The sequence below is a fragment of the Sphingomonas sp. So64.6b genome, assembly GCF_014171475.1.
GTDB classification, from domain to species: domain Bacteria; phylum Pseudomonadota; class Alphaproteobacteria; order Sphingomonadales; family Sphingomonadaceae; genus Sphingomonas; species Sphingomonas alpina_A.
Window position 1 is genome coordinate 2,470,661 of sequence record NZ_CP048817.1, and the last position, 22,381, is coordinate 2,493,041.

Sequence of the window (22,381 nt, forward strand, 5' to 3'; positions counted from 1 at the left end):
CGCCGAAAAGCCCGCCCGCAAGCCGCGCGCGCCCAAGGCCGCCGCACCGACCACTGCCGCCATGGCGTCGGTCGCGACCACGAACAATGTCGGCCGCATCAGCCAGGTGATCGGCGCCGTCGTCGATGTGACGTTCGAGCAGGACAAGCTGCCGGCGATTCTCTCGGCGCTCGAAACCGACAACAACGGCAACCGACTGGTGCTCGAAGTCGCGCAGCATCTCGGTGAGAACACGGTCCGCGCGATCGCAATGGACTCGACCGAAGGCCTGACCCGCGGGCAGGCCGTGACCGATACGGGCTCGCAGATCCGCGTGCCGGTCGGCCCGATGACGCTCGGCCGCATCCTCAACGTGATCGGCGAGCCGATCGACGAGCGTGGCCCGGTCGGCCACACCGACACGATGCCGATCCACGCACCGGCGCCTTTGTTCGTCGATCAGTCAACCGAGAGCGCGATCCTGGTCACCGGCATCAAGGTCATCGACTTGCTCGCACCGTACGCAAAGGGCGGCAAGATCGGCCTGTTCGGCGGCGCCGGCGTGGGCAAGACCGTGCTCATCCAGGAACTGATCAACAACATCGCCAAGGGCCATGGCGGCACATCGGTGTTCGCCGGCGTGGGCGAGCGTACCCGCGAGGGTAACGATCTATATCACGAATTCCTCGACGCAGGCGTCATCGCCAAGGACGCCGACGGCAACCCGACCCCTGAGGGTTCGAAGGTCGCCCTGGTGTTCGGCCAGATGAACGAGCCGCCGGGCGCCCGCGCCCGCGTCGCGCTGTCGGGCCTGACCATCGCTGAATATTTCCGCGACGTCGAAGGCCAGGACGTGCTGTTCTTCGTCGACAACATCTTCCGCTTCACTCAGGCGGGTTCGGAAGTGTCGGCTCTGCTCGGCCGTATTCCATCGGCGGTGGGTTATCAGCCGACCCTGTCGACCGACATGGGCGCGCTGCAGGAGCGCATCACCTCGACCAACAAGGGCTCGATCACTTCGGTGCAGGCGATCTACGTGCCGGCCGACGATTTGACCGATCCGGCGCCGGCAACCTCGTTCGCCCATCTCGACGCGACGACCAACCTCAACCGCGCGATCTCCGAGCTGGGCATCTACCCGGCGGTCGATCCCCTCGACTCCACCTCGCGCGTGTTGACTCCGGCGATCGTCGGTCAGGAGCATTACGACACGGCGCGCCGCGTTCAGGAGACCTTGCAGCGTTACAAGTCACTGCAGGACATCATCGCCATTCTCGGCATGGACGAGCTGAGCGAAGACGATAAGCGCACCGTCAGCCGCGCGCGGAAAATCCAGCGTTTCCTGAGCCAGCCGTTCCACGTCGCCGAGGTGTTCACCAACATCCCGGGCAAGTTCGTGCAGATCGAGGACACGGTGAAGTCGTTCAAGGCCGTGGTCGATGGCGAATATGATCATCTGCCCGAGAGCGCGTTCTACATGGTCGGCGGCATCGAAGAAGCCGTCGCCAAGGCCGAAAAGATGGCGCAGGACGCTTAACGGCGGTGAGTGTGGAGCTGACCAAGACAGGCTTTAAGAGGCTGGTTTGGCTCTCCATTCTCTTGACTCTTCCGATGGTCTCGCTGGCCATTTGGGAGGTTGTCGATCCAGCGTGGTCGGAGTTTGACGATCAGTTTGAGGCGTTGCGAGACAGGAGCTTTCAATCGCTGCTGCCTGCCCATATCTGGATGACCGGCGGCGGGTTGTTGCTGAGCGCCCAGCTTGTCGCTTCATTTGCCCTGCTCGGCTTTCGCGGATGGTCAAAACCGCTCTTCACCATATCCACGATCGGTCTCATCATATTCGACTTGGTCGCCGATGCAGGTCCGAGTTACATGAGCGGCGCGGGGTATGCGCTGTCAGCTTTGGACAATGCCGTCGCGGGTACAATCCTGTTGTTGCTGTACAGCGCGGATCATGGCGCGGAGTGGTTCAAGTCTAAGCCCGACATCGCCGAAACATTTGCTACGGAATAAATTATGCCTTTGCACTTCGAACTCGTCACGCCTGAAAAGCTCGTCCGTTCCGAGGACGTGTACATGGTCGTCGTTCCCGGCACCGAAGGCGACTTCGGCGTGCTCGAAGGGCATGCGCCGGTCATGTCGACGATCCGCGACGGCGCGCTGTCGATCTATCGCACCGAAAAGGGCGAGCCCGAGACGATCGCTATCGAGGGCGGTTTCGCCGAGGTCAACGCCAACGGCCTGACGGTATTGGCCGAACGCGCCGCCTGAGGAACCTGCCGTGCGCGGGCCTTTACCAATTACATCGCGCTGTAGTGCCAACGCATCGACTTGCTGCCATCGGTCAGCGAAATCTCCGCGTTCAACGCCTTGCCCTCGCGCCAATAGCGGATGCGTTGTGGGTAATCATGCGCCGCATTGGCGAAGACGATTTCGTTTGCCCCTTGCGACAAGAGCGGAAAGGCCACGCGCGTACCGCCGCCCGGCGACGCCCAGAAGACCAGCTTGCCGTCCGCATCGGGCAGGATTTGATTCGCTTCCCACGACTTGAGCCTGGGACCGACGCCGCTCCGGCCCGATCCGAGCATCATGCCGGCGCGCGGCGGCGTCCAGCATTCCTCGGTCCATTTCTGGGCCACCTGCTGTACCCAACACCCCGCCAGCCAAATCGGCGCGCCGTTGGTGGCCGGGCCTGCAGCGGAAGCGGCGGCGCCTATCGCCAAGGTGGTACAAGTCGCGATCATCCAGCGCATTCGCCATCTCCCCAGTTTTCCCGCGATCATACTAACAGGTCGGCCGCGGCTGGCTTGAACCGACACGACATGGAATATGGCACGATGCGCTACGCCGAACAGCCTGTGCCGGAAGACTATGGCGCATTGGTCGCGGCGATCTGGACGAAGGCGGGCGACGGCGCGCCGAACGACTGGGTCGAACAGGACGCCACGCCTGATGGCTGTGTCGAGGTGATCCACCGCCTGCACGGCCGCTCGATCTGGGGTGAAGAGCAGCCGACCCTGTTCGCGACCGGACTCAATTTGACTCCGGTGCGCTTCCGGATCAGCGGCGACGCCATGTTTGTCGGCGTCAGGCTCTGGCCGTGGCGCGAGTCGAGGATATCGTCCGGACCAGCGGCTGTTCCTATCGCACCGTCCAGCGCTGGTTCGAAAGCAGCATTGGTATCACGCCAAGGCGCAATCTGCGGCTGATCCGTTTCCACCGTGCGATGGTCGATGTCGGCGCGCCGGCGACGACTCTGGCCAATCAGGCGCCGAAAGGCGGCTTTGCCGACCAGGCCCATATGGCACGCGATTTCCGCCTGCTCGCCGGGGTCGCGCCGCGCACAGCCCGCGTACGTACGGTCGGGCCGTTTCTACCTGACGATGCGTCTTAAGTGCGCGATCTCGCGATTATGTCTTGGAGCGTCGAAGGCATAGGGCTCCGTCCACGGCGCCGCCAATCTTAAACGATCCGCTAACCATATGTTGCCATACGGATACGATGACAGCGCAACAGTTCCATCGGATTACCGACCATCGCCAGCGGCATACGCCGCCCCTGCGTTGGTGGGCCATCGCCGCGCTACTGCTGGGGCTCGCCTTTCTGTTGCGATCCGGACAATTCGGCAATCCAATCAAGGGGCTGGACGAACAATATTACCTGCTCGTCGGCGACCATATGCTGCACGGCGCGATACCCTTTGTCGATTTGTGGGACCGCAAGCCCTTTGGCCTGTTCGCGCTGTTCGCGGGCATAAGGCTGCTTGGTGGCAACGGAATAATCCAGGCAACGATCGTTGCCACTCTGTTTGCCGCCGCGACCGCCTGTGTCGTGACCGCGATCGCGCTTCGATCCGCCCCGCGGACCGCATCGATCCTTGCCGGAATCGGCTATCTCGTGGCGCTGCAAACACTATGGGGCGGCATCGGTCAGACCCCGGTCTTCTACAATTTGTTGACTGCGCTCAGCGTATGGCTGGCGCTCGATACCGCGCCGACGCTGCAGCGCCGCGGCGATATTCTCCGCGTTCTGTCGGCGATGTTGCTGTCCGGCCTCGCCATCCAGATCAAGACCAATGCCGCATTCGAAGGCGCAGCGCTGGGCCTGTGGTTGATCTGGCGGGCTGTCCGTGCGGAAGTACATCCACGGCAGGTTGTCGCGCTAGCATCGGCGATGATCCTCGTCGCATTGCTGCCCACGCTCGCCGTTGCGGCGGGCTATGTGGCGATCGGGCATTTCAACGAGTTCTGGTACGCGAATGTCGTCTCGCAATTTCACAAGCACGGTACGCTTGGGCAACTCGCCCTGGTCCGCCTGGGAACGATGGCGGGCCTGTCAGGGCCAATGGTGGCGCTGCTGCTTGTCGGATGCTGGCGGGCGACGCGCCAATGGCGCCGGTGGCGTCCGGAAATGGTTCTGCTGGCCATGTGGTCGATCGCCGGCGCCGTCGATGCGCTCGCGATCGGCGGATTCTGGGCTCATTACGCCCTGCCGCTCGCCGTGCCGGCGGCAATTCTGTCTGCCCATGCCTTCGCCGCGCCGCGTTGGGGCTATATCGCGTTCGGCATCTATGTCGCTTACCCGATGATCGACGCCATTGTCCTCGACCGGATCAGCGCCAGCGACGACACGGAATTGGCCGCGCGGACTGTCGCTGCCATCCCCGATGACGTGGCGACCCAATGCCTGCTCACCTATGAAGGGCCGGTCATCTATTATCATCTGAAGAACGCCTGCCTTGTCACGCCCTTCGCCTTTACGGGTCATTTGCGCTCGTCGGCGGAGGCTGACGCGCTGGGTGTCGATTCCGCAGCCGCGATGAAAGCGGCTCTATCTCGTCGGCCTGGCACCATCCTGACGGTCGAAGGATCGCTCTGGAAGGAGCGCAACCTGGTCAACGATCGCATCGTCGCAGCCGAAATCCGCCGCAACTATGTCGCCATAGCGCGCCTCCCGCACAGCCATCAAGAAACCGGGCAGGAGTGGATCATCGTGTGGCGCCGCAGGGATCTGGCGACCGGCGCGCACATCCTGTCCGGGAAAACTCCGGACTTTGGTTAGTCAATTGTCAAAGCTTAGCCATTACGCGTGTTCTCCAGGCATGAGGGATTTGTAAGGCATGAGCGCATTCGGGCGTCGTCCAGGGGTAGGGTCCGCATCCGGTAACCGGCCTGCGTTCGGCGTCGCACGTCCGATGCAGGGCGGCGCGGCACGTCCGGCCGAGGTGGAAAGCGGCGGCGAGCAATTCCCGCCCTTGCCGATGCCTGGCGAGACCGAAGGCCAGCCCGCGGGCAACATGCCGGGCGTCAACCAGGACGCGATGCAGCGCCTCGCCGATCGCCAGTCGGCATCGGGCGATGCCGGCAACAGCCGCGTCGAAGGGTTCGAAAGCTCGATCCACAAGATCAAGGAACAAGTGCTGCCGCGCCTGCTTGAGCGCGTCGATCCCGAAGCCGCAGCGACGCTGGACAAGGATGAGCTGGCGGAGGAATTCCGCCCGATCATCGGCGAAGTTCTCGCCGAGTTGAAGCTGACACTCAACCGCCGCGAGCAATTCGCGCTGGAAAAGGTGCTGGTCGACGAATTGCTCGGGCTCGGACCGCTCGAGGAGTTGCTCGCCGATCCGACCATCACCGACATCATGGTCAACGGCCCGGAACAAACCTATGTCGAGCGCAAGGGCCAGTTGGTCCTCGCCAACATTCAGTTCCGCGATGAAGAGCATCTGTTCCAGATCGCCCAGCGCATCTGCAACTCGGTCGGCCGCCGCGTCGACCAGACCACACCGCTGGCCGATGCCCGATTGAAGGACGGATCGCGCGTCAACGTGATCGTGCCGCCGCTCAGCTTGCGCGGCACCGCGATCTCGATTCGTAAATTCTCCGCCAAACCGATCACGCTCGACATGATGGCCGGCTTCGGATCGATGAGCCCGAAAATGGCCACCGCGCTGAAGATCGCCGGCGCCAGCCGCTTCAACGTGGTCATCTCGGGCGGTACCGGTTCCGGTAAAACCACCATGCTCAACGCCCTGTCGAAGATGATCGACCCGGGCGAGCGCGTGCTGACGATCGAGGACGCGGCCGAGCTTCGGTTGCAGCAGCCGCATTGGCTGCCGCTGGAAACGCGACCCGCCAATCTGGAGGGTCAGGGCGAAATCTCGATCCGCGATCTGGTCAAGAACGCGCTGCGTATGCGCCCCGACCGAATCATCCTGGGCGAAATTCGTGGCTCCGAGTGTTTCGACATGCTCGCGGCGATGAATACTGGCCATGACGGATCGATGTGCACGCTCCACGCCAACTCCCCGCGCGAAGCCCTCGCGCGTATGGAGAACATGGTGATGATGTCCGACATCAAGGTGCCGAAGGAAGCGATCAGTCGCCAGATCGCCGATTCGGTCGAGCTGATCATCCAGGTGAAACGTCTGCGCGACGGTTCGCGCCGCGTGACCAACATCACCGAAGTGATCGGCATGGAAGGTCCGGTCATCGTGACGCAGGAATTGTTCAAGTTCGAATATCTCGACGAAAGCGCGGACGGCAAGATCGTCGGCGAATATCGCTCGATGGGCCTCAGGCCCTACACGCTGGAAAAGGCGCGGCAGTTCGGCTTCGATCAGGCGTTTCTCGAGGCGTGTTTGTAAGCTGAAATCCTCCCCGGGAACCGGGGAGGGGGACCGCGAGCCGAAGGCGAGGGTGGAGGGGCGCGAGCGAAGCGAGCGCCCCGCACCCGGCCCAGCCCCTCCACCATTTTGCTGAAGGAGCAAAATGGTCCCCTCCCCGCTGCGCGAGGGAGGATTTAAGAAGGTCACCCAAGGCTTTTTTCTAAGCCATTTCCCCAAGGCTTCCTTCCGGCTACGGCAGCGCAACAATGCGTTTCCTAGCCGCCCTCTTCCTGCTGCTGCTCACCGCCGCGACGCCTCCCGCCGATAGCCTCGCGCGCGATGCCGAGGCGCGCTGGGTGCCGTTCGACCTGACACCGGGCAACCAGATCCGTTTCACACTTGATGTCGACGGCAAACCGGTCAGCGCGATTCTCGACACCGGGGTGAGTTTTTCGGTCCTGTCGCGCGCTTATGTCGATAAGGAGAAGCTCAAGGTTCGCAGCGGCGGTACCGCCAACGCGATCGGCGGCGTGGTGCCGCTCGGCTGGATCGATACACAATCGATCATACTCGGTGGACTGACTCGTACCGGGGGCAGCATCAGCGTCGCGGCGCTGCCGGCCAATGCCACGGGCAGCGCGAAACCGATCGAGATGCTGGTCGGACGTGATCTGACCGCCGATTATGCGCTCGATATCGATTATGATGCGCGACGCTTTCGCTTGCTGCGCTCGGGACGGATGCCGTTCAAGGGCGACAGCGCACCGCTTTCAGTATCGCGCGAGCGGCTCGTCTATATTGGCGAGACGACCCTAAACGGCCGGCGGTTGCGGCCGATGATCGTCGATACCGGTGACGGCAACAGCATCACCCTGTCGGCCGAAGCCTGGGCGACGACCGGCATCATTCCTGCCGCGCGAACCTCGACCATCTCGTTCGGGCTCGGCGGACCGATCGTCACGGAACTGATCATCGTGCCCGAATTACGCACCGGCGCGCTGGTCGCGCCCTATGTCGATGTACAGATCGAACAGAAAGGCGGCTTTTCCCAGGCGATGGGCATGGCCGGGCGGATCGGATCGGGTTTCCTGCAGAAATATCGCGTGCTGCTGGACCCGAAAGCCGGGCACATGGTGTTGGCGCCCGGTACATTGGCGCGTCAACCGACGCTGCGATCGACCAGTGGACTACTCGTCGCCGCCGAGAGTGACCGGCTGCGTGTGCTGCACGTAATGCGCGGCGGCCCGGCCGAGCGCGCCGGATGGCGCGTGGGCGACATGATCTGCGTCATCGATGGTATGCCGGTACCCGACGATTATGCGTCGAATCCGATCGCGACCTGGTCGATCGGTGCGCCCGGCCGCATCGTCTCGCTCGATCTGTGCGACGGGACCAGAAGAATGCTGGCCTTGCGGAATTTCTACTGACCATGGGCCTGTCGCTGTCATCGCGCTGGAAGGCGGCAGGCGTGCTGCTGATCGTCGCGGTGGCGTTGCGCATGTGGGATTTCGGCAATCCCGTCGTCCATGTCGATGAGCAATATTACCTGCTGGTCGGCGACCGGATGTTGCAGGGCGATATACCCTATATCGACATCTGGGACCGTAAGCCGGTCGGCCTGTTTCTGCTGTTCGCCGGCATTCGTTTGCTGCCCGGCGACGGCATCCTGGCCTATCAGATCGTCGCGACATTGTTCGCGGCGGGCACGGCATGGATGGTGGATCGCGCCGCGATGCGGCTCGGCGCGGCGCGGGCCGGTGCGTTGGCGGCGGCAATCGCCTATCTGATCTGGCTGTCGCTGCTCAACGGCCGTGGCGGTCAATCGCCAGTGTTCTACAATCTGTTCGTGACCGGCGCGGCCCTGCTCACCCTGCGCTTGCCGGCGCTGGCCGAGGAAAGGGAAGTCCGCGCGATCGTCATCAACGGGCTGATCGTGTGCCTGCTCAGCGGGATCGCGATCCAGATGAAATATACGCCAACGTTCGAGGGCGCCTATTTCGGCCTGGCCCATCTCTGGTTCCTGCATCGGGCAAAGGCGCCGCTACCGGTGACTGCCGGCACCGGCCTGATCTGGATGCTGGCGGGGCTCGCGCCGACGCTTACCGTGATCGGTTGCTATGCCTGGCAAGGACGCGCCGCGCTCGACGCTTTCTGGTTCGCCAATTTCGCGTCGATCACATTGCGCCCCGGTTATCCGATCGAACAGATCGGGATGCGGCTCCTGGGCATCGCCGCACAATTGTCGCCGCTGATCGTGGCAGCCGGCATCGCCTGGCGTTGGCGCAGGCGGATCGGCCTGGCCGGCGAGGGCGCCATGATAGCGTGGGGCTGGCTGGGCGCCGCACTGATCGGCTTCGCGGTGGTCGGCACCTATTTCGATCATTATGCCCTGCCGTTGATCGCGCCGCTGGCGCTCGTCGCGGCACCGGCGCTGGCGCGATCGTCGCGTATCCTGATCGGCGTGCTTGGCCTGGCGTTGCTGTTGTTCGTGATCAAGCTGGCAATGCAGCCGCGCGATGGCGAGGGCGCGCGCGAGGTCGCGCGGATCGTCAAGGCCAACAGCGGCAACCAATGCCCGTGGATCGCGATTGGCGACACCATCACCTATCGGCTTGCCGAGTCCTGCCTGCCGACCGCCTACACATTCCCCAATCTACTGATCTATTCGACCGAGCATGGTGCGACGGGCATCAACGAAGCGGCCGAAGTGCGGCGCATCCTGGCCAATCGCCCACCAGTGATCGTCGCCTCGTCTCGTCCGCTGCAGATCTGGAACCGCGAGAGCACGACCATGGTCAGGAACGCGCTCGCCAGCGACTATCGCCTGGTGTTCAGCACGCCCCGCAGCAATTATCGGACACTCGTCTATCTGCGCCGCGACCGGCCGTTCAGGCGTGGAACGCCAGAATGACAAGGATGGCGGCGGCGATCAGCGCGAGCATCTGAAGCGTCGGCCAATTGATCAAGCCGACCCGATCGAGATCGACCCGGCGCTTGCGGCGATGATCGCCCAGGCCCGCCAATATGGCGGCGAGCACGGCAATGGCCGCAGCGACCCAAAAGGGCGCGCCCGGCAAATCGAAAAAATCGCCGATCAGGTGTCGAGCTTTTCGATCTTCTCGTTGAGCCGGGTCAGTTCGGCCTTCAGCGCAGCGATCTCGTCATCCTTGCTCGTCGCAGCTGCGGCTGCCGCGGCAGGCTCCTCGTCGGCCGGCTTGGCCGATGCGGGCCCCGAACCGGGCTTGAATGCAGCGGTCGCGGCCTCGAACATCGCCATGTTGCGCTTGGCGATTTCGGCAAAAGGCGAATTTGCAAACGCGCCCTCGACCGCGGTCTTGAACTGTTCGTGATTGCGGCGAAAGCTGTCCATCGACGCTTCGAGATAACCCGGCACCATCGCTTGCATCGAATCGCCGTACATCGCGATCAACTGCCGCAGAAAAGGCACCGGCAGCATCGTCTGGCCGCGCGATTCCTCTTCCATGATGATCTGGGTCAGAACGTTGTGTGTGATATCTTCATCGGTCTTGGCATCGACGACCTTGAAATCACGGCCTTCGCGCGTCATCGCGGCAAGATGCTCGAGCGTGATGTAAGACGACGTCTCGGTGTTATAGAGTCGGCGGTTCGCGTATTTCTTGATGATGACGGGGCCGTCGCCCGGAGTCTGCTTCTTCATGGGAAAGGTCCCCGCCCAAGTGGTTGGCCCGGCTGTAACACCATTTCATGCCGCACCGCAACACGGTCCACGGCCGTTACCCTTGTTTCTGGACATGTTGCGCAGCGAGACCGCAGCATCGCCGGCCCGACGCGCTGCGGCACTGGCCGGATTGCGTGCATACCAGACGGCGAATCGAGGCATAGCGCGAAAGGCGGCGCCGGCACGCTTTCGTAAAGGCCGTTCGCGGTTGCGGGATTACGGCAGAAGCGAAAGAGGTGGACGGCCGATCATCGTCGTGCCGTCGCTGATCAATCCGCCTTTCATCCTCGATCTCGCGCCCGATATGTCTCTGCTCCACTGGCTCGCGGCGCAAGGTTTTCACCCCTATTTACTCGACTGGGGAACGCCGGGGCCGGAGGCCCGCGCAATGGATGTGACCGCGCATGTCGAACAACTATTGTTGCCGCTGATCGCCAAATTCGCCGAACCGCCCATATTGGCCGGGTATTGCCTGGGCGGAACGATCGCGCTCGCCGCTGCCTGCGCCGTGCCCCTGGCCGGCCTCGCGTTGATCGCGGCGCCGTGGCACTTCGATGGCTTCAGCGAGAAGGCCCGTACCGACATCCTCGATTTGTGGAAAGCAGCGCGGCCAGCGTGCGAAGCGATGGGCCTGGTGCCCATGGAGGTGTTGCAATCGGGCTTCTGGCGGCTCGATCCTGCCCGCACAATCGCGAAATACGAGGCATTCGCGGCGATGGAGCCGGGCAGCGCCGAAGCCCGGATGTTCGTCGCGATGGAAGATTGGGCCAATGCGGGCGCGCCCCTGCCCTTTGCGGCGGCCGAGCAGATGTTCGAGCAGTTCATCGGCGGCAATCTCACCGGGCGCGGCGAATGGCATGTCGCGGGCGAGGTCGTCGATCCCAAGGCCTTGGGCTGCCCGGCGATCGATTTCGTATCGCTCAGCGACCGCATCGTACCGGCGGCAAGCGCAGCCGACCTGCCCAACCGGCGCGATCTGGGCGCGGGGCATGTCGGGATGATCGTCGGACGTGGCGCGCGAACCCAGTTATGGGAACCGCTGGCGGACTGGATTAGCGCGCTTCCTGTCCCTAGATAGCGCGCATAGTCCAGAGACCAGCCGAGGAAATTCCATGACCGACATCGTCATCACCGCAGCCAAGCGCACGCCTGTGGGTAGCTTTCTCGGCGCGTTCGGTTCGGTTCCGGCGCACGAACTGGGCCGCATCGCGATCGAGGCGGCGCTGGAGCAGGCGGGTGTGGATGGCGCCGATGTTTCCGAGGTGATTCTGGGGCAGGTATTGACCGCGGCACAGGGCCAAAACCCGGCGCGACAAGCATCGATGGCGGCCGGCGTGCCCAAGGAAATCCCGGCCTGGGGCGTTAACCAGGTGTGCGGATCGGGCCTGCGCGCGGTGGCGCTGGCGGCACAGGCGATCGCCACGGGCGACGCGACGATCGTCGTTGCGGGCGGACAGGAATCAATGTCGCTGAGCGCTCACGCGCAGAATCTGCGCGGCGGGCAGAAAATGGGCAATCTCGCACTGGTCGACACAATGGTCAGCGACGGGCTGACCGATGTGTTCAACAATTATCATATGGGCATCACCGCAGAGAATCTCGCCGAGCAGTATCAGGTGACGCGCGGACAGCAGGACGAATTCTCGGTCCGCTCACAGAATCTTGCCGATGCGGCGCGCTCGTCGGGCCGCTTCAAGGATGAGATCGCGCCGGTCACGGTCAAGGGCCGCAAGGGCGACACTATCGTGTCCGACGACGAATATATCCGCAGCGGCGTGACGCTGGAGAGCGTGTCGGGCGTGAAACCCGCCTTCAAGAAGGACGGCACGGTGACCGCCGCCAATGCCAGCGGATTGAACGACGGCGCCGCCGCGCTGGTATTGATGAGCCGCGAAGAAGCCGAGAAGCGCGGTTCGACCATTCTCGCCACGATCAGGAGTTGGGCATCGGCCGGTGTCGATCCGTCGATCATGGGCATCGGCCCCGTGCCGGCGACACGCCGCGCACTGGAAAAGGCCGGCTGGACGATCGGCGACCTTGACCTGATCGAGGCGAACGAAGCCTTTGCGGCGCAGGCATTGTCGGTGGGCAAGGAACTTGGCTGGGACGCGGACAAGGTAAACGTCAATGGCGGAGCGATCGCCATCGGTCACCCGATCGGCGCAAGCGGCGCGCGTGTGCTGACTACGTTGATCTACGAGATGCAGAAGCGCGATGCCAGGAAGGGCCTGGCGACGCTGTGCATCGGAGGCGGCATGGGCATCGCCATGTGCATCGAGCGGTAATGTAAGTCGTTATCCTTGCCGATGCGATGTTGCATTTTCGCTACACTTTCGCCGAAAATGCGTTTTGCCGGTACCTGAACCGCGGATTAACATTGTGAAAATCTGACACGTCGGCAAAACAAACCCCATGCTGCGCGAGCGAACGTTCGCGCTATCTTGGGGATTTAGATAACATGTTGAAAACTCGCCTTCTGGCGGCCAGCGCGCTTGCCGCCGGCACTTTCATGGTTCCGACGGGTGCTTTCGCACAAACCGCTCCGGCTGGTGCTGAGCAGTCTGCAGCTACTGACGTGGCAGCCACGGACGACGATTCCATCATCGTGACCGGGTCCCGCATCCGCCGCCCGAACGACGATTCGCCGGTGCCGATCACGACCGTCAGCAAGGAAGAGATTTTCCAGAGCGGTCGTATCTCGGTTGGTGACGTGCTCAACGACCTTCCGCAATTGCGTAGCTCGCTCGGCTCGCAGAACTCGACCTCGGGCCTCGGCACGCGCGGCGTCAACTTCCTCGATCTCCGGGGCTTGGGGCGTTCGCGCACGCTCGTGCTGATCAACGGCCGCCGCCAGGTGTCGGCTGACATCATCAACAACGGCAACGCGGTCGACATCAACACGCTGCCGACCGACCTGATTGACCGGGTCGACATCGTGACCGGCGGCAACTCGTCGATCTATGGTTCCGATGCCATCGCAGGCGTGGTCAACTTCGTCCTCAAGGACAATTTCGAAGGCCTGCAGTTCCACGCCCAGAACGGCATCAGCCGCTATGGCGATGCAGGTAACCAATATGCATCGATCGTCGCCGGCACCAATTTCGCCGAAGGCCGCGGCAATATCGCACTCAATGTCGAATTTGCCCATCAGGAAGATTATTACGCATCGGGCCGGCCCAATTTGCGCCAGAACGACGCCTTCGTCGTGGTCGATACCGACAGCACCCCGGGTGACGATGTAAGCGATCGCGCTTTTTATCGTGACCTGCGCAGCTCGACCATCTCGCTCGGTGGCCAGGTTGGCATTCGCTACTCCGCTGCGGCCGCGCCATGCGGCAGGGACGCTACCGGATCGACTAACGCGGCCTACACCTGCGGCTTCCTGTTCCAGCCCGATGGCAGCCTCGTAAATCAGACCGGCCTGCGCGTTGGCTTGGGGCCGAACGGCAACTTTGTCGGCGGCAACGGAACGACCAGCCGCGAAGGCAGGCTCGTGGTGCTTTCGCCGGACATCAAGCGCTACGTCGCGAACGCCGTCGGTCATTTCGAAATATCGCCTGCATTCGTGCCGTTCTTTGAAGCGAAATATGTTCGCACCGATGCTCGTGGTTCGCAGAGCGGCCCGTTCTTCTCGCAGGGCCAGACCCTTCAGGACGGCATCGACGCCGGCTTTGATGATCGTTCTTATTCGAACGGCGGTGTTGCGGGTACGAACCGTGAGGGCATTCGTCTCGACAACCCCTATCTGTCGGCTGCGAATCGCAATATCCTCGCTGCACAGCTGAGCGCCGCGATCAACTCGGGCGTCAACCCCAACACCGGTACGGCATTCGCCGCAACTCCGGCGGGCTTGGCCAACCGTGCCGCAGCATTGGCGCAAGTCGCGGCCGGAACCTATCGCTTCTCGTTGCGTCGTAACTGGCTCGACCTCGGAACTCGCGACGAGCAGATTCGGCGTGAACTGTATCGCGCTGTGGTCGGTGTTCGCGGCGATCTCGGGAGCGACTGGAACTATGAAGTCTCGGCGAACTATGGCCAGCACAGCGAGCGCAACGTCATCACCGGCAACATCAACACGCAGCGTTACCTGCTGGCGGTTGATACCACCCGAAACGCTTCCGGGCAGATCGTCTGCCGTTCGCAGGTAGATGCGGTTTACGGCGGCAGCGACCTCGCCGGCAACGCGGCGGTGCTCGCGCGCGATATCGCCGCTTGCGTCCCGCTCAACCCGTTCGGCCAGGGCAATGTCAGCGATGCCGCCAAGGCTTATCTGACGACGCCGACCGTAGCGACCGGCAAGGCGAAGCAGTTCGTCGCAAGCGGCTTCGTTTCGGGCAAGTTGTTCGAACTGCCCGGCGGCCCGCTCGCGGTCTCGGTCGGTGGCGAATATCGTCGTGAGACACTGACCTATGATCTGGATCCAGTGACTCAGGCTGGCTATGCATTCTACAATGCCATCCCGTCGTTCAAGGCACCTGCCTTCGAAGTGAAGGAAGCGTTCGGCGAATTGTCGGTGCCGATCATCAAGGACGTTCCTTTCTTCAAGGAACTGACGCTTCATGGTTCGGGCCGCGTCGCCGACTATAAGGGTTCGGTTGGTACCGTTTACGCGTATAGCGGCGATGTCACCTGGCGCCCGATCAGCGACTTGCTGCTGCGCGGTTCCTACTCGAAGTCGGTGCGCTCGCCCTATCTCGGCGATCTCTACTCGGTTCCGGGGCAGAACTACACACCGGCGCCGAACGATCCGTGCTCGGCACGTAACATCAACACCGGTTCGTCCACCCGTGCAGCCAATTGCGCTGCTGCCGGCCGCCCCGCAGGTTACGACTATGCGTATACCGCGTCGCTCGAAATCCTTAGCGGGGGCAACACGAACTTGAAGGCTGAGACCTCCAAGTCGAAGACCCTGGGCGCTGTGTTCCAGCCCAGCTTCTTCCGCGGATTGACGCTGTCGGTCGACTATTACGACATCGCTGTCGATGGTGTGATCACCTCACCAACAGTGCAGGCAGCGTTGAACGCGTGCTACGATTCGCCGACGTTGAGCAATCAGTTCTGCGCTCTGTTCGAGCGTGCGGGCGCCAGCGGTGGACCCAACGGTGAAGAGCCGTTCCGGATCATCGAAGGTTCCTACAAGGATAGCCCGCAGAACTATGCAAAGCTGAAGACCCGCGGTTTCGATACGAACATTTCGTTCATTCGTGACTTCGGCTTCATGAAGGCGAGCCTGAAAGGCGTTTGGACTCATATCGTCCAGAATGACGCCTTCACCGATCCGTCGCGTCCCAACTTCAAGAACGTGATCAATGGTGAGCTGGGCGATCCGTCCGACGCGTTCAACATCAGCACTGACCTGAAGTTTGGCAAATTCACCGTCGGTCACACCTTCCGCTGGCTGGACAAGATGTATCTGAACACGTTCGAGGACTATAATTCGGTCAATGGCGGTCCTCCGCAGAACCCGGATTATGCGCCGCTCGTGCAGTATCCGGTCACCACCTACAATGATGTGCGCGTTGCCTATGACGTGAACGAGAAGTTCAAGATCGACCTGGGTGTCAACAATATCGGCGACACCAAGCCCCCATACGGCTTGACCGGCGTCGGCGCGAACAACGGTATCTACGACAATCGTGGCCGCTTCTTCTACACGGGTGTCACCGCGAAGTTCTGATCGTTAGATCGGATCAAAAAAAGAAAGGCCGGGGATCATCCCCGGCCTTTTTTTTATTCTTTTTCACTGGGCAATGACCCCTGATATGGAGGTATGATGTTTGATGCAGCGATCACCCGTGCCAATCAGCTCGTTGCTTCAGGCGCGACCGCAGATGCCGTTGCCTTACTTACCAAGGCGGCGGACGCCGGCGATGTCGATGCGCTGATGCAATTGGCGGTCTGGCGGTTGGTCGGGCAAGTCCTGCCACGCGATCTGATCGAGGCCCGTGCGCTATTGCGACGGGCGGTCGCGATCGGCCATGTCGACGCCGCGCTGATGGAAGTGGCGCTGACCGCCAATGGCAGCGGCGGGCCACCGAGTTGGGCCATGGCCCTGTCTCTTCTCCGAACTGCCGCCGTTCACGATCCGATCGCGATGGCGCAGCTCAAGTTGCTCGATATGATGGCAATCGATGCCAACGGTATACCCATGCGACTGCCGACCCCCGAAGTGCTGAGCACCGCGCCACGGATTGTTCGCTTTGCAAAGCTGCTCACTCAACAGGAGTGCGCTCATATTGCTGAAGTCGCGGCGCCCATGCTTGAAGCGGCGCGGATCATCCACCCACAGACCGGCCAATGGATTGCAAACCCGATCCGCACCTCGGATGACGCGGCGATCGGGCCGACCAACGAGAATTTGGTTGTTCGCGCACTCAATCAGCGGATCGCTGCCGCGAGCGGAACGGAGGTCGACCAGGGCGAACCGCTCACCGTGTTGCGCTATCGGCCGGGGCAGCAGTATCGACCCCATCTCGACACCATCCAGGGCGCCCAGAACCAGCGCATCAAGACGCTACTGGTCTATCTCAATGAAGGGTTCGGCGGCGGCGAGACTGTGTTTCCTGGCGTCGGCCTGACCGTGATACCACGCGGCGGTGATGCCATCCTGTTCGACAATGTCCTGGCGACCGGCGACCCCGACCCTGTGGCGCGCCATGCCGGCCTGCCCGTCCGGCAGGGCGCGAAATGGCTGGCCACGCGATGGATTCGCGCTAAGCCGATCGACCCCTGGACGATCAGCTGACGGTCCAGCGACGGTCGAACCGCCTGCCAAGCCCAGTCGGCAATTCATATTGCGACATGCCCGACAGCGCGGGCGCTGGTGTCGGCCGATGAGGCCGCGGTCTACGGCGCGCCGCCATTCTCGACGCTACATGACATCGCCCACAAGCAGCGCCGATCATCACCGGAAAAATCACCTCCCAAACGCTGCGCGCAACCAATCTCCATCTGACGAATTAACAAGCCGGACCTGTTTCGCAGAGGAAACCCTTTTGCGAGAGAGTGTCGGGTCGGCCATGCCCCCGGCATGGTCTGAACAGCGTGGGACGCTGTTCACCCGACACTGGAGGAACGAAGCGACGGAAGGGCGAGGGGGACAAACGCCGATGATGCGCGCGCCACTCCCCTTCATCCGACCTCGCTGCGCTCGGCCATTTTCTTCCACAGGGGGAGAAGGAATTAGCGCGTCACCACATCCCCCGCCACCGTCACCCGTTCCAGCACGCGCTCCGCCGGCCAGTAATCCCCCACCGCATAATGCTGCGTCGAACGATTATCCCAGACGCCGATCGCATTCGGACTCCAGCGAAAACGCACATGATATTCGGGCACCTTGATGCGGTCGAACAGCAGCTTGAGCAGCGCATCGCTCTCCTCTTCCGGAATGCCCAGGATACGCGTCGTGAAAGTGTGGTTGACGTAGAGGATCTTCTCGCCCGTTTCGGGATGCACGCGCACCACCGGGTGCGTCGCCGCCGGGAAATCGCGGGCGAGTTGCGCGCGCTTCTCTTCCGTGACACGCCCGCCGAAGCTGCGCACGATGTCATGTTCGGCGTCCAGTCCCTCGATGCGCTCCTTCACGCCCTGCGGCAGGCCCTGATAGGCGGCCGCGGTATCGGCCCAGATCGTGTCGCCCCCGACCGGCGGGATAATCCGCGCACGCAGCACCGAGGCGATCGACGGGCGTTGCCGGAAGGTCACGTCGGTGTGCCATTTGTTGAACGCCTTGAACGGCTCGAAGCTCTCCGGCGTCAGCTGAACGCCCTCGACGCCCTTGATCAGCAGCACTTCCGGGTGGCCGTCGATATGCGGAATGACCGGATGCCCCTCGAGCTCGCCGAACAGCCGGCCGAGCCGCAAATGGCTCTCGTAACCAATGTCCTGATCGCGGAAGAAGATCACCTTGTAGAGCAGCCAGGCGTCGCGAACGATCTCGGCATCGGTGTCCGACAAGGGCTGGTCGAGATCCACGCCGGACAGCTCAGCGCCAAGCGTCAGCGTGGAGCGTTCGATCCTGATCCTGCGCGCCGCAGCGCGATCGATCAGGCCCGATTCAAGCTTCACGGCTGTTGCCATTATCACTCTCCTATGGATGGAATGTCGGCCCGACGTGGCTTCGCGTCAATCGTCGCCGGGAAACAGCGGCAAATGCGGCTGGCCGGGGCCGAACAGCAAGGCGGGCGGCTGCATCACCAGGCTGCCCCGCGGTATGTCGTCGGTCACCCAGACATTGCCGCCGATCGTCGATCCGGCGCCGATCGTCACGCGGCCAAGGATCGTCGCGCCGGCATAGACCACGACATCGTCCTCGACGATCGGGTGGCGGGCGAAGCGCTCGCGCACCGTCTCCCCGCCTTCGACCGGCAAGCGCCGCGCGCCGAGCGTGACGTGCTGGTAGAGCCGCACGCGTGCGCCGATGATCGTGGTCTCGCCGATCACCACGCCGGTGCCATGATCGATGAAGAAGCTCGGCCCGATCGTCGCGCCGGGGTGAATGTCGATCCCGGTGCGGGTATTGGCGATCTCGGAAATGACCCGCGCGACGAGCGGCGCGCCAAGTTGATAGAGTTGATGCGCAAGCCGGTGATACATCACCGCCAGCGCACACGGGTAACAGATCAGGATCTCGTCGATGCTGCGCGCGGCGGGATCGCCCTGGAACGCGGCGGCGATATCGCTGTCGATCAGGCGGCGGATTTCGGGCAGCGCGGCGGCGAACAGGCGGACGATCGTCTCGCCATGTCCCGCCTCGAAAACATCTGCGCTTTCCGCTTCCCAATAGCGCAGTTCGCGATCCACCTCGGCGCGCAGGATCGCCAGCGCCTGTTCGAGCCGCAGCGCGACGAACAGATCTTCGGTCGTGCCTTCATAATGGCCGAGCCGCAGCGGGAACAGAGCCGCCTCGAGATGTTCGAGCATAAAGCCGACCGCGGTACGGCCGGGGAAACGCCCCGACCCAGCGGTAGCGTATTGCTGATGCGCCTTGCGCCAGTCGTCGCGCGCGGCACGCAGGCCCGTCACGATCGGCGCGATCGTATCGGCGCTTTCGCTTCGGTCGAGGACAAGGTCGTTTACCGGCATCGCCAATTCCATCGTGTCGTTGATTGCCCAATCTCCACTTAATCAGTAGGATTTCAACTGTGGATAGGTTTTCGCAGGCCAAGCCGAACTTTACGCGCGGTCTTTCGGACCTTTCCCCCGCCCCGCTTCCCGCCTAGCATTACGCAAAAGAGCGAGGAGCGGCGTCACGTGCATCATATCGCGATCATCGGTTCGGGACCTGCAGGATATTATACGGCGGAGGGATGCCAGAAGACTTTCGGCGCGGACGTGCGCGTCGACATCATCGACCGGCTGCCCGTTCCCTATGGCCTGATCCGCACCGGTGTCGCGCCCGATCATCAATCGATCAAGGGCGTATCGCGCCGCTACGAAGCGGTGGCGCTGTCCGACACGGTGCGCTTTGTCGGCAATGTCAGCGTCGGCAAGGATGTCAGTATCGAGGAGTTGCGCGGCCTGTACGACGCGGTCGTGCTGGCCACCGGCGCGCCGTCCGACCGGCCGCTCGGCGTGCCGGGCGACGATTTGCCCGGCGTGATCGGATCGGCGGCGTTCGTCGGCTGGTATAACGGCCATCCCGATTTCGCGGTGCTCGGCCCGCCACTCCACGGCCCCGGCGCGGTCGTGGTCGGCAACGGCAATGTCGCGCTCGACGTGGCGCGGATCCTGGCCAAGACCGGTGACGAATTCATCGGCTCGGACATTGTCGAACATGCGCTTGGCGAGCTTGGCGAAGCGCGGTTGCAGACCGTCACCCTGCTCGGCCGGCGCGGGCCGCATCAGATCGCGATGACACCCAAGGAACTGGGCGAACTCGGCCATCTTTCGCGCGCCGCGCCGCACGTCGACCCCGCCGATTTGCCGCCGATCGAGGCGGATGCCGCGCTCGATCCGGGGCAGCGCAAGTCGGTCACGCATCTGCGCGATTTCGCCGCACACCCGCAGGACAAGCCGATCGGTATTGTGTTCGATTTCTTCGCCATGCCGGTGCGGATCGAAGGCGACGGCAAGGCCGAGCGGATCATCGTCGAACGCACCGCGCTCGATGCCGAGGGGCGCGCGTCGGGCACCGGCGAGACCTATGCGATTCCCGCCAGCCTGGTGGTCAGTTGCATCGGCTATCGCACCCCGCCGATCGAGGGCGTACCCTATGACGAAAGCCTTGGCCGCTTCGCCAATCAGGACGGCCGCATCGCACCGGGCCTTTACGCGGTAGGCTGGGCACGGCGCGGGCCTACCGGCACGATCGGCACCAACCGCCCGGACGGGTTCCTCGCAGCGGAGAATATCGCCGCCGATCTGCCGGGCAGTAGCGGCAAGACCGGCCGCGCCGGCCTCGACGCGTTGCTGGCGGAGCGCGGCGTGGAGGTCGTCACCTTCCGCGACTGGCAGAAGATCGAAGCCGCCGAGGTTGCCGCCGCCCGCGACGGCGCGCCACGCGAGAAGTTCGTCCATGTCGACGCGATGATGGCCGCGCGGAATGGCGGCGGCTGAATCTTTGCGAAGCCGCTCTTTCCGATCTGGAAAGCGATGCGCCTGGTGAGCATCGGACGGCTGATCGTGGGCGCTGGAATGCTGGCGCTGGCGGCGTGCGGCGGCGGCGATGGCGCTCGGCAGTCCGCCACCCCCGAAGGCGTTGCGAAGGTCACCACCATCGACTTCGCAAACATCGCCAATTATTCCGCGCCGACGCTTCCCGCCTATTTCGACCGGACGGTGACAGCGCTTGACCACAGCCCGGCGTCTAACCCGATCAATGATCGAGTGGCGACACTTGGACGGGTGCTGTTCTACGACCTGCGGCTGAGCACCAATGATCGAGCCTCATGCGCTTCCTGCCATCAGCAGGCGCTTGGCTTTACCGACTCGATGCGGTTCAGCAACGGGATCAGCAGCGCCGCCACCGCCGACTTCCACGCGATGCGGCTGGGCAATCTGCGTTACTGGAAGCCCGGCTCCACCTTCTGGGACAGGCGCAGCGCGCTGCGACGCGAAAGAAGAGTGTTGGGAAGCTGACCGGGGGGACGGGATCGTGGCTCATAAGGGCGAGGATACGCTTAAGTCTTACGAAATAAACCGCTTCCTATCTGATGCATCTTCGGGGCTCGATCCGTGATCGCGGGTCGACCGTCGGATGGCCGAGCCATGCCCAATGTCGACGGCCCGCTCACCAATCTCCTTACCGGCACTTTTAACTTGATCGACGCACGTCGCCCCGCTACGCGCTCGCCCCTGCAATGTGTCGGGGCGTGGCGCAGTCTGGTAGCGCACTGGTCTCGGGGTCCAGGGGTCGTAGGTTCGAATCCTATCGCCCCGACCATTGCAGGATTGGCGCAGCGGGCAAAAACGCGCCGAAAAAGAGATCGCAGCATGCCAGTTGCTGCCGGATGAGCTCTCCACCCTGCGGCGCTCCGGGAAAGGTCCGGAATCCTTCCCGACCCCTTACCTTCTCATCCTTGATGATCCGTTTGCGCTAGGTCACGCCGGAAGTGATAATCCGTATTATTTCTTGTCTGCCGGTGCCGCGGCGGGTCGCTTGCCGACAGTCCGCGCGTCGGTGAAAATCGCGGTCAAGACGAGCTTTCGGTCGGCCACGGGCAAAGATTTGATCATCGCGAAAGTCGAAGAGCGAATCGAGGCCGTTGCTGCAGCCTCGGCTTGCTTGCGTTGATCGATCAGCCGCGCGGCCGCGTCGACATCCAGCGTCGGTGCCGCGACGAGGCCGCGCAGAGCCTCACGATATTTCTTCTCGACTTCGCCCTCGGCGCGCGCCTGAGGCAGCAATATCTGATTCAGATAGCGCTGAAAGATCGGGCGTCCTTCGGGCGACATGCGTTGAAGGACGACGGTGAACAGCGAAGGCGCCTGAGCCGGTGCATTCGCCGTCGAACCGGCCTGAGCAACCGCCTTGGTCGATGGGAGATCCACAGCAGCGGCGAACAGAAGCAATGACAGCATTTTTCCAGAACCTTTTTTTCTCGAGCGGCTCTGCGCCGACATCCAACGCTCGCAAAGCCGCAATATCATGACGC

At 63.0% G+C, this 22,381-nt stretch carries 21 protein-coding genes and 1 tRNA gene; 16 read left to right on the top strand and 6 right to left on the bottom strand.

The genetic code is table 11. The features are described from left to right. Window positions 1-61 precede the first annotated feature (61 nt). From atpD to G4G27_RS11745, 3 genes are read left to right on the top strand one after another with little or no spacing between them, the layout of a single operon-like run. Window positions 62-1,516, top strand: coding sequence for a F0F1 ATP synthase subunit beta (gene atpD / locus G4G27_RS11735; RefSeq protein WP_183113759.1), 1,455 nt, complete (start codon window positions 62-64; stop codon window positions 1,514-1,516). Between the two features lie 11 nt (window positions 1,517-1,527). Beyond that, on the top strand, window positions 1,528-1,992 hold the full coding sequence (locus tag G4G27_RS11740) for a hypothetical protein (protein ID WP_183113484.1): 465 nt from the start codon (window positions 1,528-1,530) through the stop codon (window positions 1,990-1,992). A gap of 3 nt (window positions 1,993-1,995) precedes the next feature. Further along, complete coding sequence (locus G4G27_RS11745; RefSeq protein ID WP_183113485.1) at window positions 1,996-2,250, top strand: ATP synthase F1 subunit epsilon; 255 nt, start codon at window positions 1,996-1,998, stop codon at window positions 2,248-2,250. A 29-nt stretch (window positions 2,251-2,279) separates the two neighbouring features. Here G4G27_RS11745 and G4G27_RS11750 read toward each other — a convergent pair whose 3' ends face one another. After that, window positions 2,280-2,732, bottom strand: coding sequence for a DUF6265 family protein (locus tag G4G27_RS11750; protein WP_244624664.1), 453 nt, complete (start codon window positions 2,730-2,732; stop codon window positions 2,280-2,282). A gap of 54 nt (window positions 2,733-2,786) precedes the next feature. On the opposite strand from G4G27_RS11750, the gene G4G27_RS11755 reads away from it, so the two are divergent. The 6 genes from G4G27_RS11755 to G4G27_RS11780 all read left to right on the top strand — a co-directional run bounded on the left by G4G27_RS11755 (window position 2,787) and on the right by G4G27_RS11780 (window position 9,497). Beyond that, complete coding sequence (locus G4G27_RS11755) at window positions 2,787-3,188, top strand: DUF6597 domain-containing transcriptional factor (RefSeq protein WP_183114013.1); 402 nt, start codon at window positions 2,787-2,789, stop codon at window positions 3,186-3,188. Continuing rightward, window positions 3,080-3,373, top strand: a complete 294-nt coding sequence (locus tag G4G27_RS11760) for a helix-turn-helix domain-containing protein (RefSeq protein WP_183113486.1) — start codon at window positions 3,080-3,082, stop codon at window positions 3,371-3,373. Before G4G27_RS11755 ends, G4G27_RS11760 begins: the two co-directional genes overlap by 109 nt. Window positions 3,374-3,480: 107 nt before the next feature. Next, window positions 3,481-5,040, top strand: a complete 1,560-nt coding sequence (locus G4G27_RS11765; protein ID WP_183113487.1) for a glycosyltransferase family 39 protein — start codon at window positions 3,481-3,483, stop codon at window positions 5,038-5,040. Between the two features lie 58 nt (window positions 5,041-5,098). Further along, window positions 5,099-6,625: a CpaF family protein gene (locus tag G4G27_RS11770; protein ID WP_183113488.1), complete on the top strand. Its 1,527-nt coding sequence runs from the start codon at window positions 5,099-5,101 to the stop codon at window positions 6,623-6,625. Window positions 6,626-6,852: 227 nt separating this feature from the next. After that, the gene (locus G4G27_RS11775) at window positions 6,853-8,013 is read left to right on the top strand and encodes an aspartyl protease family protein (RefSeq protein WP_183113489.1); all 1,161 of its coding nucleotides are present in this window, start codon (window positions 6,853-6,855) and stop codon (window positions 8,011-8,013) included. Window positions 8,014-8,015: 2 nt separating this feature from the next. Then, window positions 8,016-9,497, top strand: coding sequence for a hypothetical protein (locus G4G27_RS11780; RefSeq protein WP_183113490.1), 1,482 nt, complete (start codon window positions 8,016-8,018; stop codon window positions 9,495-9,497). Here G4G27_RS11780 and G4G27_RS11785 read toward each other — a convergent pair. Continuing rightward, entirely contained in the window at window positions 9,475-9,663 is a 189-nt protein-coding gene (locus G4G27_RS11785; protein ID WP_183113491.1) for a hypothetical protein, read from the bottom strand. The genes G4G27_RS11780 and G4G27_RS11785 overlap by 23 nt on opposite strands. A 17-nt stretch (window positions 9,664-9,680) precedes the next feature. Continuing rightward, window positions 9,681-10,265 (bottom strand): polyhydroxyalkanoate synthesis repressor PhaR, encoded by a 585-nt coding sequence (gene phaR, locus G4G27_RS11790; protein ID WP_183113492.1) that lies wholly within the window; start codon window positions 10,263-10,265, stop codon window positions 9,681-9,683. A gap of 277 nt (window positions 10,266-10,542) precedes the next feature. Here phaR and G4G27_RS11795 point away from each other — a divergent pair, with 277 nt between their 5' ends. From G4G27_RS11795 to G4G27_RS11810, 4 genes are all read left to right on the top strand, one after another. Next, window positions 10,543-11,364, top strand: coding sequence for an alpha/beta fold hydrolase (locus G4G27_RS11795; protein ID WP_345940684.1), 822 nt, complete (start codon window positions 10,543-10,545; stop codon window positions 11,362-11,364). A gap of 34 nt (window positions 11,365-11,398) precedes the next feature. Continuing rightward, window positions 11,399-12,571 (top strand): acetyl-CoA C-acetyltransferase, encoded by a 1,173-nt coding sequence (locus G4G27_RS11800; RefSeq protein ID WP_183113493.1) that lies wholly within the window; start codon window positions 11,399-11,401, stop codon window positions 12,569-12,571. Between the two features lie 320 nt (window positions 12,572-12,891). Further along, on the top strand, window positions 12,892-15,963 hold the full coding sequence (locus tag G4G27_RS11805; protein ID WP_345940685.1) for a TonB-dependent receptor: 3,072 nt from the start codon (window positions 12,892-12,894) through the stop codon (window positions 15,961-15,963). A gap of 96 nt (window positions 15,964-16,059) precedes the next feature. Further along, the gene (locus G4G27_RS11810; RefSeq protein ID WP_183113495.1) at window positions 16,060-17,031 is read left to right on the top strand and encodes a 2OG-Fe(II) oxygenase; all 972 of its coding nucleotides are present in this window, start codon (window positions 16,060-16,062) and stop codon (window positions 17,029-17,031) included. Window positions 17,032-17,468: 437 nt separating this feature from the next. Here G4G27_RS11810 and G4G27_RS11815 read toward each other — a convergent pair whose 3' ends face one another. After that, window positions 17,469-18,365 (bottom strand): TauD/TfdA family dioxygenase, encoded by an 897-nt coding sequence (locus G4G27_RS11815; protein WP_183113496.1) that lies wholly within the window; start codon window positions 18,363-18,365, stop codon window positions 17,469-17,471. Between the two features lie 45 nt (window positions 18,366-18,410). Continuing rightward, the gene (epsC, locus tag G4G27_RS11820) at window positions 18,411-19,370 is read right to left on the bottom strand and encodes a serine O-acetyltransferase EpsC (RefSeq protein WP_183113497.1); all 960 of its coding nucleotides are present in this window, start codon (window positions 19,368-19,370) and stop codon (window positions 18,411-18,413) included. 168 nt (window positions 19,371-19,538) lie between these two features. Here epsC and G4G27_RS11825 point away from each other — a divergent pair, with 168 nt between their 5' ends. The 3 genes from G4G27_RS11825 to G4G27_RS11835 all read left to right on the top strand — a co-directional run bounded on the left by G4G27_RS11825 (window position 19,539) and on the right by G4G27_RS11835 (window position 21,669). Beyond that, window positions 19,539-20,843 (top strand): FAD-dependent oxidoreductase, encoded by a 1,305-nt coding sequence (locus G4G27_RS11825; protein WP_183113498.1) that lies wholly within the window; start codon window positions 19,539-19,541, stop codon window positions 20,841-20,843. A 78-nt stretch (window positions 20,844-20,921) separates the two neighbouring features. Further along, window positions 20,922-21,365 (top strand): cytochrome c peroxidase, encoded by a 444-nt coding sequence (locus G4G27_RS11830; protein WP_183113499.1) that lies wholly within the window; start codon window positions 20,922-20,924, stop codon window positions 21,363-21,365. A 227-nt stretch (window positions 21,366-21,592) separates the two neighbouring features. Continuing rightward, a tRNA-Pro gene (locus G4G27_RS11835) sits at window positions 21,593-21,669 on the top strand. 182 nt (window positions 21,670-21,851) lie between these two features. Here the strand turns inward: G4G27_RS11835 and G4G27_RS11840 are convergent. Then, the gene (locus G4G27_RS11840) at window positions 21,852-22,349 is read right to left on the bottom strand and encodes a hypothetical protein (RefSeq protein ID WP_183113500.1); all 498 of its coding nucleotides are present in this window, start codon (window positions 22,347-22,349) and stop codon (window positions 21,852-21,854) included. Between the last annotated feature and the right edge of the window lie 32 nt (window positions 22,350-22,381).

Excerpts from the sequence above, each read along its gene's own strand:
- atpD (WP_183113759.1), top strand. The coding sequence starts at position 62 with ATGGCGTCGGTCGCGACCACGAACAATGTCGGCCGCATCAGCCAGGTG.
- G4G27_RS11745 (WP_183113485.1), top strand. The coding sequence starts at position 1,996 with ATGCCTTTGCACTTCGAACTCGTCACGCCTGAAAAGCTCGTCCGTTCC.
- G4G27_RS11750 (WP_244624664.1), bottom strand. The coding sequence starts at position 2,732 with ATGCGCTGGATGATCGCGACTTGTACCACCTTGGCGATAGGCGCCGCC.
- G4G27_RS11765 (WP_183113487.1), top strand. The coding sequence starts at position 3,481 with ATGACAGCGCAACAGTTCCATCGGATTACCGACCATCGCCAGCGGCAT.
- G4G27_RS11770 (WP_183113488.1), top strand. The coding sequence starts at position 5,099 with ATGAGCGCATTCGGGCGTCGTCCAGGGGTAGGGTCCGCATCCGGTAAC.
- G4G27_RS11775 (WP_183113489.1), top strand. The coding sequence starts at position 6,853 with ATGCGTTTCCTAGCCGCCCTCTTCCTGCTGCTGCTCACCGCCGCGACG.
- G4G27_RS11780 (WP_183113490.1), top strand. The coding sequence starts at position 8,016 with ATGGGCCTGTCGCTGTCATCGCGCTGGAAGGCGGCAGGCGTGCTGCTG.
- phaR (WP_183113492.1), bottom strand. The coding sequence starts at position 10,265 with ATGAAGAAGCAGACTCCGGGCGACGGCCCCGTCATCATCAAGAAATAC.
- G4G27_RS11800 (WP_183113493.1), top strand. The coding sequence starts at position 11,399 with ATGACCGACATCGTCATCACCGCAGCCAAGCGCACGCCTGTGGGTAGC.
- G4G27_RS11810 (WP_183113495.1), top strand. The coding sequence starts at position 16,060 with ATGTTTGATGCAGCGATCACCCGTGCCAATCAGCTCGTTGCTTCAGGC.
- G4G27_RS11815 (WP_183113496.1), bottom strand. The coding sequence starts at position 18,365 with ATGGCAACAGCCGTGAAGCTTGAATCGGGCCTGATCGATCGCGCTGCG.
- epsC (WP_183113497.1), bottom strand. The coding sequence starts at position 19,370 with ATGCCGGTAAACGACCTTGTCCTCGACCGAAGCGAAAGCGCCGATACG.
- G4G27_RS11830 (WP_183113499.1), top strand. The coding sequence starts at position 20,922 with ATGCTGGCGCTGGCGGCGTGCGGCGGCGGCGATGGCGCTCGGCAGTCC.
- G4G27_RS11840 (WP_183113500.1), bottom strand. The coding sequence starts at position 22,349 with ATGTCGGCGCAGAGCCGCTCGAGAAAAAAAGGTTCTGGAAAAATGCTG.